The sequence below is a fragment of the Maribacter aquivivus genome (assembly GCF_900142175.1).
GTDB lineage: Bacteria > Bacteroidota > Bacteroidia > Flavobacteriales > Flavobacteriaceae > Maribacter > Maribacter aquivivus.
Genome location: NZ_FQZX01000001.1, coordinates 1,553,852 through 1,569,433, shown reverse-complemented (window position 1 = coordinate 1,569,433; position 15,582 = coordinate 1,553,852). Strand labels below are relative to the sequence as shown.

Genomic DNA, 15,582 nt, shown 5'->3' with positions numbered 1-15,582 from the left:
CTTTTGTTATAATTACTTTCTACTATTGTTTATGCTTCGTTGGTGTTTCTAACCTTAACGTGATAGAAAACATTTGGTTGAGTACCTACATGCTCCAATAAATGGTACATACGGTCACTCGCTTTTAATTCTGCTACTTTACTCTTCTCATCATTAATATCACCAAATACAATGGCTCCATTACTACATGCAGAAGAACAAGCTGTTTGGAATTCTCCGTCAGCAATAATACGCCCATCTCTCTTAGCATCAAGAATAGTTTTTTGTGTTTTTTGAATACACATAGAACATTTTTCTATAACACCTCTAGAACGAACATTTACATCTGGGTTCAATACCATTTTACCCAAATCGTTATTCATATGGAAGTCGAACTCGTCATTGTTATTATACAAGAACCAGTTAAATCTACGCACTTTATACGGACAGTTGTTTGCACAATATCTTGTTCCTACACATCTGTTATAAGCCATTTGATTTTGACCTTGTCTACCGTGAGATGTTGCCGCTACAGGACAAACAGTTTCACAAGGCGCATGGTTACAATGTTGACACATTACAGGCTGAAAAGCAACCTGAGGATTAGCAGAAGGATCTTCTAACTCACCAAAACCTCCTAAAGAACCTGCATCACCAAATAAACCATCAAAACCATCTTTCTTAGCATTATCACCTTCAAAAGTTTCTTCTGAAGAATAGTACCTATCAATACGCAACCAGTGCATATCTCTTGACTTTCTTACTTCAGCTTTACCAACTACTGGTACATTATTCTCAGCATGGCAAGCAATAACACATGAACCACAACCGGTACACGCATTTAAATCGATCGACATATTGAAATGATGCCCAATGGTACGATCAAAGCTATCCCACAAATCAACAGACGTTGCAGGTACCTCTTGGTGATCCAAAGAAACCATAGGAACCTCATTCCACTCAGAATGATTTTTAGTATTGAATATCTCTAAAGTTGTTTCCTTTATGATATCTCCTCTACCCATAAGGGTTTTATGTAATTGAATACAAGCAAACTCGTGGTTACCTGCTACTTTCTCTACACTTACAGATTGTGTTGCACTGAAACCATCATACAAAGTAAAGGCGTTTACCCCAGTCTGCATATCTTCTTTCAATCCTACTTTCTTACCATAACCAAAAGAAAGACCAACTGTACCTTTTGCTTGACCAGGTTGAACAACAACAGGAACTTGCTCTATACTTACTCCATTTACGGTAAGTTTCACATAGTTACCATCCATACCGCCATTAGCGACATTTACATTCTCTACACCTAGCTCAACAGCATCTGCTTTAGAAATAGTAACATAGTTATCCCAAGAAACTCTTGTAATTGGATCAGGGAATTCCTGCAACCAAGGATTACTTGCTTGCTGACCATCACCCATACCTACTTTTGAATACAAAGTAAGCTCCATACCATCACTAGTAGTATTTGCCAAACTACGTATAGCCGAAGCCATAGAAGTATTGACAACAACCTCTGCAGCGTCTTCTACTACAGGCGCCACATTCTGCGTAACACCTTCAGCAGCAACTACCATGGTATCTGCACTAAAGACACCATCTTGCAATGCTTGGTTCCAACTAGCCCCGTTAAGAACAGAAGAAGACCAAGTATCTTTTATATAATCGTAATACGTTTGCTCGCTTCCAAGTAATCCTAAAATTACTGTTTGAAACTGCTTGGTATCAAATAATTCTTTAATTGTAGGCTGCATTAAACTATAATGCCCCTTCTTAATCTGAACATCTCCCCAAGACTCTAAGTAATGGTTTGTTGCCCCTACATACTCCACCGCTTCGGTAGTTTCATTCCAATTAGTTGAAAATGCAACTGTAAGGTCAACTTTAGACAAACCTTCTTTAAAATCTGCTGCATTAGGCAAAGAATACACAGGATTAACCCCGTCCATTAACAAAGCACCAACTCTACCAGCTTTCATATCGGCAATCAAAGCATTTACAGCCTTAACACTACCCTTTCTAATATACTTAGGAGCAGCAGCATCAAATGCCTTACTAGCTAACATTTCGTTAATAGCTAAAACAACCGCCTGAGCATTAATATCATCTAAACCAGTTATAACAACCGCACTAGAACCTGCTTTCTTTATTTCTACAGCTATAGAATCAACCAAGGCATCATACTCAGAAGTGCTACCACCTACCGAAGTGCCATTTAGTTTTCCATATAATTTAGCCAAAACAACTTTTTGCACACTTGGCTTCATAGCCACACGCTTATCTGCATTAGCACCAGTTAATGACATATTCGCCTCTAACTGCACATGTCTTGACATTTTACCATTCTTTGGTACACGACCCCTAGAATAACCGGCATCATATCCACCACCTTGCCAATCAGCAATAAAATCCGCTCCAAAAGAAACAATAAGTCCAGCTTTTTCGAAATCATAATCCGCTAAAGCACGCTCTCCATATTTATTTTCAAAAGCAGTTAACGCTGCATCTTCTGAAATTGCGTCATAAGTAACATGAACAACATTTTCATTAGCCGCAACTAAATCTGACATTAAACGATCCGTTGACGGACTAGCATATGTTTGCGTAAGTACAGCTATTTTTTTAGCAGAACCTTTAAGTCCGGCCATTTTAGCTTTTACCGCTGCATTCAACACATCCCATTCAACAGGCTCGCCATTTGCCAACGGTCCTTGCAATCTAGTACTATCGTACAAAGAAAGAACAGAACCCTGAATTCTCGCATTAGCAGAACCTCCAATTTTAGCTAAGGTGTTATTCTCAACTTTTATAGGACGACCCTCTCGCGTCTTAATTAATATGCTTGCAAAATCAAATCCGTTAGCAATAGTTGTTGCATAGTAATTAGCAACCCCTGGAACTATATTTTCTGGCAATACCACATAAGGAATCGATTTTACAACCGGACCTTCACATGCTGCTAAAGAAGCAGCTGCGGTACTAAACCCAACATACTTCAAGAAATCTCTACGATTTGTACTTGTAGAGGACAAAGTTTCCTTGTCACCCAAGAAATCATCCACAGGAATCTGCTCTACAAATTCATTCTGCTTTAGCGCCTCAACAATGGAATCGTTAGGATTTAACTCCGCCTCGTTTTTCCAATATTTTTTGTTTGATGCCATACGTATTATCTGTAATTAGCTTCTTTAAATTATTATTAATAGTGACATTTACCACATTCCAGTCCACCCAATTGAGCAGCTGTTAAATTCTCTACACCGTACTTCTTAGAAAGCTCAGCATGAATTTTCTCGTAGTACTCATTACCTTCAACTTTCACATTTGTTTCTCTATGGCAATCAATACACCAGCCCATTGTTAATGGAGAGTATTGATACATAATTTCCATTTCCTCTACAGGACCGTGACAAGTTTGACATTCAACACCTGCAACAGAAACGTGCTGTGAGTGATTGAAATAAGCAAAATCAGGAAGGTTATGAATTCTAACCCATTCTACAGGCTGACTATCACCAGTATAACTTTGAGTTTCTTCATCCCATCCAACTGCTTTGTACAATTTCTTAATCTCGCCAGTATAGAATTCGTTTGTGTAACCGTTCTCTAAATCTTCTTGCGAAGGACCTTCAGGATTACCAGTATACTCATAAACTGATTTATGACAGTTCATACATACATTCAACGAAGGAATACCTGAATGCTTAGAAACCCTAGCTGAAGAGTGACAATACTTACATTCAATTTTATTATCACCAGCATGTACTTTATGAGAATAGTGTATTGGCTGAATAGGCGCGTAACCTTGATCAACACCAACCTGCATCATCCAACCATAAGCAAAATACGCACTACCTAATAACAAGATAATTGCAGTAACTAAAACCAAAAATTGATTTTGAGCAAATGCTTTCCAAATCGGAGTTCTTTTTGCAGCGTTATCTTTTTCAAGAACGATACCGTTTGCCTGAGCTATTCGTTGCAAAGTTTTATTTACCAACAACAACATAACCACTAACAGACCAAACACAAGCACCAAGGCACCCAATATAATCTCGTTAGATACACCAGAAGAACCTGTAGTTGCAGCAGCAGCTTGAACATCACCTGCAGCAGGAGCTGGCGCAGCAGCCGGAGCCGCAGCGGTATACGCTAATATATCATCAATATCACTATTAGACAAAGTTGGGAAAGCAGTCATTGCCGCTTGATTGTACTCAGCATAAAGCTTATTAGCATAAGCATCACCTGACTTGATAACACCAGGACTATTTTTTATCCAAGCATACAACCAATCTTTATCTAAACCTTCATCTTCACTTAATCTACTTTCTACATTTTCTAATGCAGGTCCGGTCATCTTACGATTCAACGCATGACAAGCCGCACAGTTCTGATTGAACAATGCTTTACCATTTTTTGCATCCCCAGCACCAGCAGCCACCTCAGTAGCTGAAGCGTCGGCAACAGGAGTATCCTGCGCTGTTAACGGACTTACAAAAAGCAAAAAAACTATTAGGGATAAACCTAAAATTTTAGAAAACTGATTTCGGTTTGGAACCTTTTTCATATTATCGAATATTTCTATCGGAATCTTGGCATGATTTTGGTCATAGATGAAACCAATTACAATCCACCAAATGCCTAAATCGAAGACAAAAATACGACATAGACTTTATTTGGAAAATGTTAATGTATCTATAATTTACAATTTAGAAATATTCTAAATAGATCCTGATTTATTTGTTTGATCCTTAATAAATTACTTTTGTCAATAACGAAAATAAAATTAAAAATAGGTTATGAAAATTCTAAGTACCATCGTGGTTTTTGCTTGTTTTGCTCAATTTAGCTATGCGCAAGGTGCAAATGTGAACATTGAACAAAACCCAAAGATTGATCAATTGTTAGAAATCTACAAATCCTCACTAAGTAATAACGAATATTACAGAATACAGGTTGGTTTTGGAAATTACGCCAAAGCACAAAGAATAAAAGCAAATGTTGAGGAAGATTTTCCTGATTTGTCATCAAAAATAGATTTTGACTCACCTACTTACAGAGTAAGAGTAGGCAGATTCACTTCTAAGTTAGATGCGGAGAGAAAGTTTAATGAGGTACGAATTAAGTATCCTGACGCAATGTTATTAAAACCAAAAAAATCGACCAAATAGGTCGATTTTTTTTTGCTTTATTTTTAAAGAGATTTAAAAAACTCTTTTATTGAAATTCTATTTAGACTTCAATTTCTTCTTCACAGCAACCTCTTGGAATGCTTCAACAATATCACCTTCATTGATATCATTATAGTTCTTGATCTGAAGACCACAGTCATATCCTTTTGCTACCTCTCTAACATCATCTTTAAATCGTTTTAAAGAAGTCAAAGTACCTGTGTAAATTACTACGCTATCACGTATCAACCTAATATTAGAGTTTCTAAATATTTTACCAGTAGTTACCATACAACCTGCAATGGTACCAATTTTAGAAATCTTAAATGTCTCTCTAATCTCAGCAGTACCAGATATCTCTTCCTTCATTTCAGGAGACAACATACCTTCCATCGCATCTTTAAGATCATTAATCGCTGCATATATAATAGAATACATACGGATATCAATTTCCTCTTTTTCAGCGATTGCCTTAGCATTACCCATTGGTCTAACATTAAAACCAATTATAACAGCATCTGAAGCCGAAGCTAACAACACATCTGATTCTGTAATAGGACCAACTGCTTTATGAATAATATTTACCTGAATTTCATCGGTAGATAATTTCTGGAAAGAATCCGTAAGGGCTTCAACAGAACCATCAACATCACCTTTAAGGATAATATTAAGCTCTTTGAAATCACCTAATGCAATTCTTCTTCCGATTTCATCAAGTGTTATATGACGTTGTGTTCTAACAGACTGCTCGCGTTGTAATTGAGATCTTCTTGAAGCAATTTGTTTTGCCTCACGTTCATCTTCTAACACATAGAACTTATCACCTGCTTGCGAAGCACCATCAAGACCTAAAATAGATATTGGTGTAGACGGCCCAGCCTCCTTAACAGTATGACCTCTTTCATCTTGCATTGCCTTAATTTTACCACTTGTGGTACCAGCTAATACATAATCACCTATTTTAAGTGTACCCGACTGAACTAATACAGTAGACACATAACCTTTACCTTTATCTAAGAAAGCTTCTACCACAGTACCTGTAGCATGCTTATCTGGATTTGCTTTTAACTCTAACAATTCTGCTTCAAGTAAAACTTTCTCCAATAATTCTTTAACACCTAAACCAGTTTTAGCAGAAATATCATGTGATTGTATTTTACCACCCCAATCTTCTACCAGTAAGTTCATTTGTGCTAAACCTTCTTTAATCTTATCTGGGTTAGCAGTAGACTTATCTACTTTGTTTATTGCAAAAACGATTGGCACACCAGCAGCTTGTGCATGGCTAATTGCTTCTTTCGTTTGTGGCATAATATCATCATCTGCCGCAATTACAATAATTGCAATATCTGTAACTTGAGCACCCCTTGCACGCATAGCGGTAAACGCTTCGTGACCAGGTGTATCTAAGAAAGCAATACGCTCTCCATTCTCAAGAGTTACACCATATGCACCAATATGTTGTGTAATTCCACCACTTTCACCGGCAATAACATTTTCTTTACGGATATAATCCAACAAAGATGTTTTACCATGATCCACGTGACCCATTACAGTAACAATAGGCGCTCTTGATTTTAAATCTTCAGGAGCATCAACTTCTTCAACTATACTTTCTTCAATATCAGCAGTAACGAAATCAACTTCATAACCAAACTCGTCAGCTACAATAGATAATGTTTCAGCATCTAAACGCTGATTCATCGTTACCATTAATCCTAATGACATACAAGCAGATATAATTTCGGTCGTAGAAACACCCATCATAGTCGCAACCTCAGTTGCAGTAACGAACTCAGTAACCTTAAGTACTTTGTTCTCTAATTCCTGTTGTTCTAGATCTTTCTCAGTCTGCTCACGATGCTGATCTCTTTTACTTCTTCTGTACTTAGCCCCTTTACCCTTCTTAGATTTACCTTGAAGTTTTTCTAGGGTTTCACGTACTTGTTTTTGAACGTCTTCTTCAGTAGGCTCTACCTTTGCAACAGGTGCAAATCTTCCTCTACCTTTATTTCTATCACCAGTGTTACCAGTATTTCTACTTTGACCAGGACCAGAAGGATTTTTTGTAACAATTCTTCTACGTCTCTTTTTACGATCAACAGCACCAGCAGCAGGTTTTTTATCTTCCTTCTTTTTCTTAGGTTTCTCAAATTTGCTAAGATCGATTTTCTCTCCTGCAATTTTTGGACCTGATAGTTTCTGATATTGAGTCTCAATAGTCTTTGGAGCTTCAGGCTCTGGAGCAACTTCAGCTACAGGCTCTACTTTAGCAACTTCCTTTTTAACTTCTGGCTTCTTAGTTTCCTCAACTTTAGGCGCAGCCGCTTTTGGAGCTTCAACTTTAGGTTCTTCTTTCTTTACCTCTGGCTTCTTTATCGGTTGAGAAACTATCTTAGGACCCTGTAAGACTACCTTTCTAGTTTCCTTAACCTCAACCTTAGGCGCAGCTTTTTCTTCTACTTTGGGAGCAACCTTTTCCTCAGCTTTCGGAGTCGCCTTAACAGGTTCTTCCTTAACTTTTTTCTTAGGATTAAGATCTATTTTACCGACCATTTTAGGTCCGGAAAGTTCAACCTTACCAACCAAAGCTTTCTCTTCTGATTCAGCGTTTCTTCGCTCACGGGACAAGCGACGATCTTCTTGTTCTTTTTCTAATCGAACTCGAATTGCCTCCTTCTCCTTACGCTTTTCCTCGCCAACTTCCTTTGAAGCTACCTTTTTACTCTTATCCGTCTGGAACTCGTCAAGCAAAACTTGATAAACATCATCGGAAATTTTTGTGGTAGGCCTCGCTTCCACATCATGTCCTTTTCCGTTAAGAAAGTCCACTGCCCTATCCAAGGAAATATTAAGTTCACGTAGAACTTTATTAAGCCTTATTTTTGCATTGTCTGCCATAAATACTGATTCCCGTTCTTTTATTTAAGTGCTAATATATAGCTAATCTTCTAATTCTTCTTTTAGGATACGCACAACTTCTAAAATAGTTTCCTCTTCTAAATCTGTACGCTTCACTAAATCGTTAACATCTTGTTCTAAGACGCTACGTGCTGTATCAAATCCGATCTTCTTGAATTCCTCTATAATCCAAGCATCGATTTCATCAGAGAACTCTGTTAATTCAACATCTTCCTCTACTCCTTCACGGAACACATCTATCTCATAACCAGTTAATTGACCAGCTAATCTAATATTATGCCCACCTCTACCAATAGCTTTAGAAACCTCTTCTGGCTTCAAGTAAACTTGCGCTGTCATCTTTTCTTCATTCAACTTAACAGAAGAAACTCTTGCAGGACTCAATGCCCTAGTAACTAACAATTGAGGGTTAGCCGTCCAGTTGATAACATCTATATTTTCATTACCTAATTCACGAACAATACCATGAATTCTAGATCCTTTCATACCTACACAGGCACCTACCGGATCAATACGGTCATCATAAGAGTCTACAGCAACCTTCGCTTTTTCTCCTGGTATTCTAACCGCTTTCTTAACAGTAATTAATCCATCGAACACCTCAGGTATTTCCTGAAAGAACAATTGCTCCAAGAATTTAGGTGAACTTCTAGACATTATTATGGTAGGTTTAGCACCTTTTAATTCTACACTTTCAATAATACCTCTTACATTATCTCCCTTACGGAAGAAATCTGAAGGTATCTGCCTATCTTTTGGCAAGATTATCTCATTACCTTCGTCATCTAACAAAATAATAGCTTTATGACGAATGTGATGAACCTCTGCCGTATATATTTCGCCCTCTAAATCTTTAAAGTGCTTATAAATAGTTGTATTGTCATGCTCATGAATTTTAGAAATAAGATTTTGACGTAATGCCAAAATAGCCCTTCTTCCTAAATCAATCAACTTCACTTCTTCAGACACATCTTCACCAACTTCAAAATCTGGCTCAATTTTACGAGCAGCAGTTAATGAAATTTCTTCATTCGGCTCTTCAACCTCACCATCGTTTACAACGATACGGTTTCTCCAAATTTCTAAATCACCTTTATCTGGGTTGATAATGATATCAAAGTTATCATCTGAACCAAACTTCTTTTTAAGCGCATTTCTAAAAACATCTTCCAAAATGGCCATCAATGTTACCCTGTCTATGAACTTATCGTCCTTAAACTCTGAGAAAGATTCAATTAACGCAATATTTTCCATTGGTAATTACAATTAAAATTTTAATACAACTTTTGCTTTAATAATATCTGAAAAATTTACTTCTTCTTTTTTCTGAACGGTCACTTTTCCTTTACCTATCGGCTTAGGCTCTCTAGCTTTCCACTCCAAAACAATAGAATCATCATTTACAGCGGTCAAATTTCCCTCAAACTTATCGTCGTTTGTACGAACTTCAAGTTTTCTACCAATATTCTTCACATATTGACGAGGCATAACCAACGGAGCCGCTGCACCTGCAGAGGCAACTTCAAGGGAAAAATCGTGTTCTTCACGATCTAAATCATTTTCAATAGCCCTACTTATTTTTATACAATCATTAACCGTAACTCCATAGTCACCGTCTATTACAACATGAATGCTATTATCAGCACCCATAGTGAAATCGATTAAAAACAGGGAGGGATCTTCTTGAAGACCTTGTTCCAATAATTCTTTTACTTTTTCCTTTAGCATAAATAATAAGTAATAAAAGAGGGGACTAATTGTCCCCTCATGAATACTTTTATATCCTTTCAGCTTTGCAAATATACAATAAATTTATTTTCCTACAATAGTCTATTTACACCTAATTCATTCACTATGAAAACAATCAAAATAAATAATAAGTACAACAAAAAATATGCGCTTTTAGAAATTATCTTATTTTTAGCCTAACACCAACCAAAATAACACTAATGGAAATTCTTTCATCTTACAATCTAATTATAGGTGCGTCCTTAATTGTAGTATTATCATTCTTTTTTAACGGCATCTCTAAAAAAACCAATATACCGGCTGTGCTCATGCTTATTGTCTTGGGTATTCTCATCAAAATAGGACTTGAATTTTTTATACCAGAAATACCAGACTTTAAAGGTTCGTTAGAAATTCTTGGAACAGTAGGACTAATAATGATTGTCTTAGAGGCAGCTTTAGAATTAGAATTAAAGAAAGAAAAGTTATGGCCAATTTTAAAATCTATGGCAATTGCGCTAATTGGTTTAGTAGGATCTGCTTATGTCGCCGCTTTAATTCTAAATCAATTTATACCTAATATGACCATGCAATCTGCATGGCTATACGCTACACCATTATCCATATTATCTAGTGCTATAATTATACCTAGCGTAGGCGGATTGAGCGAAGAGAAAAAAGAATTCCATATTTATGAAAGTACCTTTTCTGATATCATGGGTATCATGATGTTTTACTTTTTAACAGGAAAACTAAACCCTGCAGAAGATACAGGGGCTGTGGGTTTTGGAATAAATCTGGTTGTTACTATAGTTATTGCTTTGGTCGCTAGCTACGCCATAATATTAGTCTTTCAACGTATTAAAAGCCAAGCCAAACTATTCTTACTTATTTCCGTTCTACTACTTCTTTATGCAATTGGAAAAAAAATGCATCTATCTTCTTTGATCATTATACTTGTTTTTGGTCTAATTGTTAAGAATGTAAATTTGTTCTTTCCAGGGAAAACAAAGATTTTTCTAGAAAATGAACGAATGCAACAAATTTACCATGAACTTCATATTGTTACTCTAGAAACAGCATTCGTAGTCCGTACTTTTTTCTTTGTAATATTTGGTATCACCATTGTATTATCATCACTGCTAAGCGTTAACGTAGCCATTGTCAGTTTACTGATTATAGCATCGATTTATATCATACGCTTTTTAGTACTTATTGTTTTTGTTGGCAAGGATATGCTTCCACAATTATTTATCGCCCCAAGAGGATTGATCACGGTATTACTATTCTACGCAATACCAATGGAAGCACAAATTGAAGGTTTCGAATCTGGCATTCTACTGTTCGTAATAATTGCTACCAGTTTAGTAATGACATGGGCCATGATTCGCGATAAACGAAAAATGGGCACTATGCTAGATGAAATTGACGAAGAGATTGCAGAAAGGAATTTAGCTGAAGATGCAATTAGACAGTCGGAAAACAAAGAACTGATCGAACCTAAAAATGACACCCCAGAACAAATAAGCCCTGAGGATACTATCTAAAAAGGGATTACAAAGCAGTACTAATTATAATACAAAATTGAAAGAGTTATTGAGGCATAAATGAAGCATGCACTTCAACCTGATCGCTGTATGCTTGTGGTTCAGCATCATCCAAACTATCTACTTCTTTACGAAAACGAAGTATCATAAGGGTATCTAACTGCTGATCTATACTATCTTTTAATACTCTCCAGTTAGAAGAGTTCATTTTGTTATTGTACTCCATGATTTTATTAAAGCGATCTAAATTATAGCGATTCGCCTTCCAAGCATGAGCCGTACTTTCTTCATGTTTTACGTCTTGCATATAGAATCCAATTCCAAATCCAAGCAAAACAACAATCAATAATATCTTTAAAACTTTTGGAGAGAGTTTCATAGGGTTAAGTTCTTTAGGGTACCAAAGTATATAATAACACGATCGAAATGGTTTCTTTTCCGATGAATTTGTAACGTTATCGGACTAAATGTACAAAAATACTTACATACAGTTCATCATTTCTACATATTCAGCTTTTAAATATGAATGAATAGCGAAGGTCTTACAGTTCAAATTAAAATAAAATGATTTAAATCATAAAAAACAAAAATCCCGATATCAAATGACATCGGGATTATATTTGCTCTCTTAGTTGGCCCACAAGGATTCGAACCTTGAATGACGGTACCAAAAACCGAAGTGTTACCATTACACCATGGGCCAATACCTTTTTAAGAGGCTGCAAATTTAAAACAAAGTTTTGTTTCACCAAACATTTTTTAAAGTAAAAATGAAAAAAATCTACTTTACCTATGTTAAAGGTTTATAAAAATAGTTCATTCCTTTCTATATTAATTAGTAAATTCGCCACTTAGGTTTAACCCAAGCTTCATGTTTTCAAAGAACTACCACAAGTGGGACACTATATTAGGATGGTCCGTATTTTTCATAGCACTTATTACATACTACATTACCGTAGAACCCACCAATAGTTTTTGGGATGCGGGAGAGTATATTGCAACAGCCGCCAAGCTTCAAGTGGGTCACCCACCAGGCGCACCATTACTACAAATGATAGGCGCATTCTTTGCTATGTTCGCTTTAGAACCTAGCCAAGTTGCTATGATGGTCAACCTCGTATCTGGTGTTTCAAGTGCTTTCACCATTTTATTCATGTTCTGGACAATTACGAATATCACCAGAAAACTGATTGATAAAGATGGTCCGTTTACCAATAGTAAAGCAATTGCAGTATTTGGCAGCGCTTTAGTTGGATCCCTAGCATTTACTTACTCTGATAGTTTTTGGTTTAATGCCGTAGAAACTGAAGTATACGCCATGGCAAGTTTTATAATGGCTTTATTACTGTGGATGGGCTTAAAATGGGTTGATAATTTAGATGATCCGCGAGGTAACAAATGGATCGTATTAATCTCTTTCGTTGTAGGTCTTACTTTCGGTATACAATTTATGGGCTTTTTGGCAATACCATCAATTGGGCTACTTTATTATTTTAAAACTTACAAAGAGACTACTGTAAAAAACTTTTTACTGGCAAACATTATTGTTATTGCCATTTTAATGTTGGTATATAAATTTTCACTTACCTATATTCTTCAACTTTTTGGTTGGGGAGAAGTGTTCTTTATTAATAGCATAGGGTTACCATTTAACTCTGGATCTATTATTATAGGGCTACTATTCATAGCCGCTTTTTACTTCGCATTAAGCTATACAAGAAAAAACAATTACAGAACAGGAAACACCATTGTTCTTTGTATGATGTTTTTATTCTTAGGCTTTTCATCTTGGTTAATGTTACCAATTAGAGCAAATGCCAAGGTTGTTATCAACGAGAACAATCCAGAAGATGCGCGAGCACTTTTAGCGTATTACAATAGAGAGCAATACCCAGGTGTTGATAGTCCAGTTTACGGTACCTATTATTCCGACATGTTTGCGCCTGCAGGTGAAGACCAAGACGGCAAACCTAAATATGAAAAAGATTATGCGCTTGGCAAATATATTATTGTAAACAAATATGTAGATGCAGTTCAAGGTCCTAATCCAAAACATCAAGGTTTACTACCTAGAATGTGGAGCTCACAAAATGCAGAAAACTACATGCGTTATTTTGGAGCATTAGATTTCAGAATTACGAAACCAAATCAAGAATTAAGACAAGCCGCAGAACAAGTTAAAATAGGTTTTGCAAATGGCGAGATTGGTGCTGACCAATATATTAGCTTTTTAAAGCGTTTTGATGAGTACATAGAAGTACAACCACCAACCGTGTGGGACAATGTAAAATACATGTTTGAGTTTCAGTTCAACTATATGTACTTACGTTACTTCATGTGGAATTTTGTTGGAAAGCAGAATGATGTTCAAGGTAGATACAATGAAAATGGGAACTGGCTAAGTGGTATAAATGCAATTGACAGCATGAGATTAGGCAGTCAAGACAACTTACCAAGCGATATACAAAACAACCCAGGCAGAAATACATATTTCTTTTTGCCCTTAATTTTAGGGATTATTGGTATTGTTTTTCAGGTCTCAAAAGACAAAAAGCAATTTTGGGTATTGCTGATATTCTTCCTGTTTACAGGTTTGGCTATTCAATTTTACACCAACCCAGGTATTTTTCAACCTCGTGAACGTGATTATTCATTAGTTGGATCATTCTATGTTTTTGCCCTTTGGATAGGTTTAGGAGTATACGGGCTTTATGACAGCTTTAAAGATTGGATTACACCTAAAATATTAGCACCAGTAGTAGTTGTCGTCACCTTACTTGCCGTACCAACAGTAATGGCTGTACAGAATTGGGATGACCATGATAGATCTGGTAGATTCACTGCAAATTCATCTGCAAAAGCATATTTAGACTCATGTCAAGAAGATGTTGGCGCTATATTATTTACAATAGGAGATAACGACACCTTCCCAATTTGGTATGCACAAGAAATTGAAAACTACAGAACAGACGTACGTATTGTCTGTACCAGTCTTTTTGAAACAGATTGGTATGTAGACCAAATGAAGGTTGCAGCATACGAAAGTGCACCAATTCCTTCTCAAATTACACATGAGAAATATAGATGGGGCTCACGAGATGTGTTATACCACCAAGGTATCACAGAAAACAGATGGCCAATTAAAGATTTCATCAATTGGATCGACAGCGATAAACCTAGAACTAAGCTTAAGTATTTATTTGAACAAAACGGAACAGACCTAAGTCAGTATCCTGAAGATACTCAAAACATGGTCTACTACCCTACTAATAAAATTAGGGTTCCCGTAAACAAACAAAATGTATTAAGCAGTGGCTTGGTTAAAGAAAAAGATGCCGACCTTATTGTAGACTATATTGATATTGACCTACCGGGTGCAATAACGAAGAAGAGCATGATGATGCTTGATATCTTAGCGAACAATGACTGGAAACGTCCTTTATACTTCTCTGGAGGTAGTTTTGACGATGCTGAATACCTTTGGATGAAAGATTACCTTCAACTAGATGGCTTAGCATATAAACTAGTACCTATTCGCACAGAAAGACCTAACGCATTTGAACTTGGTCGTATCGATACTGATTTAATGTATGATATTGTTACCGGATGGGATTGGGGTAATGCAGGTGGTGATATTTACCATGACACTCAAACACGTATTCAAAGCGTTTCTTTTAGAGGAAACTTGGCTCGTTTGACAGAGGCGTTAATCAAAGAAAACAAAATGGACAAGGCTAAAGATATTATCGAAATATCTTTGACCAATATGCCAGTTGATAAATTTGGGTATTACACTTTAATAGAACCTTTTATAGATGGATACTATAAAGTTGGTGAAGGCGACAAAGCACGTGCGCTATTCGAAAAACTAAAAAAGAAGTACCAAGAAAGATTGGAGTATTATGCTTCTACAAGTTTAGACGAACAATACAGCAATATTGATGATATCATTGCAGATATGGAAGCATACAGACGTAATATAGATATCATTATAACTAATGATAGTGAAGATATTGCTGAGAAAGAAACCTTGATCTTTAATGAGTACATTGATAAATTCCAACATTTCTATAAAGATGAGGATGATATGGACATGCGTGAAGAAATGCAACAGGCCAATCCAGATATGATGGATACCGTACCGGTTTCTGACACCATTTTACCTGACAATACTAAGACCGAAATTATAGAATAGACAATTTATTATTATAATAGGTCACAAA

At 36.3% G+C, this 15,582-nt stretch carries 9 protein-coding genes and 1 tRNA gene; 3 read left to right on the top strand and 7 right to left on the bottom strand.

The genetic code is table 11. The features are described 5' to 3' along the window. Positions 1 to 29: 29 nt before the first annotated feature. Both BUC31_RS06565 and BUC31_RS06560 read right to left on the bottom strand, forming a co-directional pair. A complete protein-coding gene (locus tag BUC31_RS06565; RefSeq protein ID WP_073242351.1) occupies positions 30 to 3,152 on the bottom strand; it encodes a TAT-variant-translocated molybdopterin oxidoreductase in 3,123 nt (1,040 codons plus the stop codon). 35 nt (positions 3,153 to 3,187) lie between these two features. Beyond that, a complete protein-coding gene (locus tag BUC31_RS06560; RefSeq protein ID WP_073242349.1) occupies positions 3,188 to 4,558 on the bottom strand; it encodes a c-type cytochrome in 1,371 nt (456 codons plus the stop codon). Between the two features lie 232 nt (positions 4,559 to 4,790). On the opposite strand from BUC31_RS06560, the gene BUC31_RS06555 reads away from it, so the two are divergent. Continuing rightward, positions 4,791 to 5,162: an SPOR domain-containing protein gene (locus BUC31_RS06555; protein ID WP_073242347.1), complete on the top strand. Its 372-nt coding sequence runs from the start codon at positions 4,791 to 4,793 to the stop codon at positions 5,160 to 5,162. Between the two features lie 57 nt (positions 5,163 to 5,219). Here BUC31_RS06555 and infB read toward each other — a convergent pair whose 3' ends face one another. From infB to rimP, 3 genes are read right to left on the bottom strand one after another with little or no spacing between them, the layout of a single operon-like run. Beyond that, complete coding sequence (gene infB, locus BUC31_RS06550) at positions 5,220 to 8,063, bottom strand: translation initiation factor IF-2 (protein WP_073242346.1); 2,844 nt, start codon at positions 8,061 to 8,063, stop codon at positions 5,220 to 5,222. Positions 8,064 to 8,105: 42 nt separating this feature from the next. Further along, entirely contained in the window at positions 8,106 to 9,338 is a 1,233-nt protein-coding gene (gene nusA / locus BUC31_RS06545; RefSeq protein WP_073242344.1) for a transcription termination factor NusA, read from the bottom strand. Positions 9,339 to 9,350: 12 nt separating this feature from the next. After that, positions 9,351 to 9,812: a ribosome assembly cofactor RimP gene (gene rimP, locus BUC31_RS06540; protein ID WP_073242343.1), complete on the bottom strand. Its 462-nt coding sequence runs from the start codon at positions 9,810 to 9,812 to the stop codon at positions 9,351 to 9,353. A 221-nt stretch (positions 9,813 to 10,033) separates the two neighbouring features. Here rimP and BUC31_RS06535 point away from each other — a divergent pair, with 221 nt between their 5' ends. Beyond that, positions 10,034 to 11,359 carry a cation:proton antiporter domain-containing protein gene (locus BUC31_RS06535; protein ID WP_073242341.1) on the top strand — a complete coding sequence of 442 codons (1,326 nt, stop codon included), beginning with the start codon at positions 10,034 to 10,036 and terminating at the stop codon, positions 11,357 to 11,359. Between the two features lie 46 nt (positions 11,360 to 11,405). On the opposite strand, the gene BUC31_RS06530 is transcribed toward BUC31_RS06535, so the two are convergent. Together BUC31_RS06530 and BUC31_RS06525 are read right to left on the bottom strand one after the other, a co-directional pair. After that, entirely contained in the window at positions 11,406 to 11,666 is a 261-nt protein-coding gene (locus BUC31_RS06530; RefSeq protein ID WP_244534010.1) for a hypothetical protein, read from the bottom strand. 325 nt (positions 11,667 to 11,991) lie between these two features. Continuing rightward, positions 11,992 to 12,062: transfer RNA gene (locus BUC31_RS06525), tRNA-Gln, on the bottom strand. Positions 12,063 to 12,230: 168 nt separating this feature from the next. Here BUC31_RS06525 and BUC31_RS06520 point away from each other — a divergent pair. Continuing rightward, complete coding sequence (locus tag BUC31_RS06520) at positions 12,231 to 15,554, top strand: glycosyltransferase family 117 protein (RefSeq protein ID WP_073242338.1); 3,324 nt, start codon at positions 12,231 to 12,233, stop codon at positions 15,552 to 15,554. The last annotated feature ends 28 nt before the right edge of the window (positions 15,555 to 15,582 follow it).

What these genes read in the sequence shown, in the direction of transcription:
- BUC31_RS06565 (WP_073242351.1), bottom strand. Translation starts at nt 3,152, where the DNA reads ATGGCATCAAACAAAAAATATTGGAAAAACGAGGCGGAGTTAAATCCT.
- BUC31_RS06560 (WP_073242349.1), bottom strand. Translation starts at nt 4,558, where the DNA reads ATGAAAAAGGTTCCAAACCGAAATCAGTTTTCTAAAATTTTAGGTTTA.
- BUC31_RS06555 (WP_073242347.1), top strand. Translation starts at nt 4,791, where the DNA reads ATGAAAATTCTAAGTACCATCGTGGTTTTTGCTTGTTTTGCTCAATTT.
- infB (WP_073242346.1), bottom strand. Translation starts at nt 8,063, where the DNA reads ATGGCAGACAATGCAAAAATAAGGCTTAATAAAGTTCTACGTGAACTT.
- nusA (WP_073242344.1), bottom strand. Translation starts at nt 9,338, where the DNA reads ATGGAAAATATTGCGTTAATTGAATCTTTCTCAGAGTTTAAGGACGAT.
- rimP (WP_073242343.1), bottom strand. Translation starts at nt 9,812, where the DNA reads ATGCTAAAGGAAAAAGTAAAAGAATTATTGGAACAAGGTCTTCAAGAA.
- BUC31_RS06535 (WP_073242341.1), top strand. Translation starts at nt 10,034, where the DNA reads ATGGAAATTCTTTCATCTTACAATCTAATTATAGGTGCGTCCTTAATT.
- BUC31_RS06530 (WP_244534010.1), bottom strand. Translation starts at nt 11,666, where the DNA reads ATGCAAGACGTAAAACATGAAGAAAGTACGGCTCATGCTTGGAAGGCG.
- BUC31_RS06520 (WP_073242338.1), top strand. Translation starts at nt 12,231, where the DNA reads ATGTTTTCAAAGAACTACCACAAGTGGGACACTATATTAGGATGGTCC.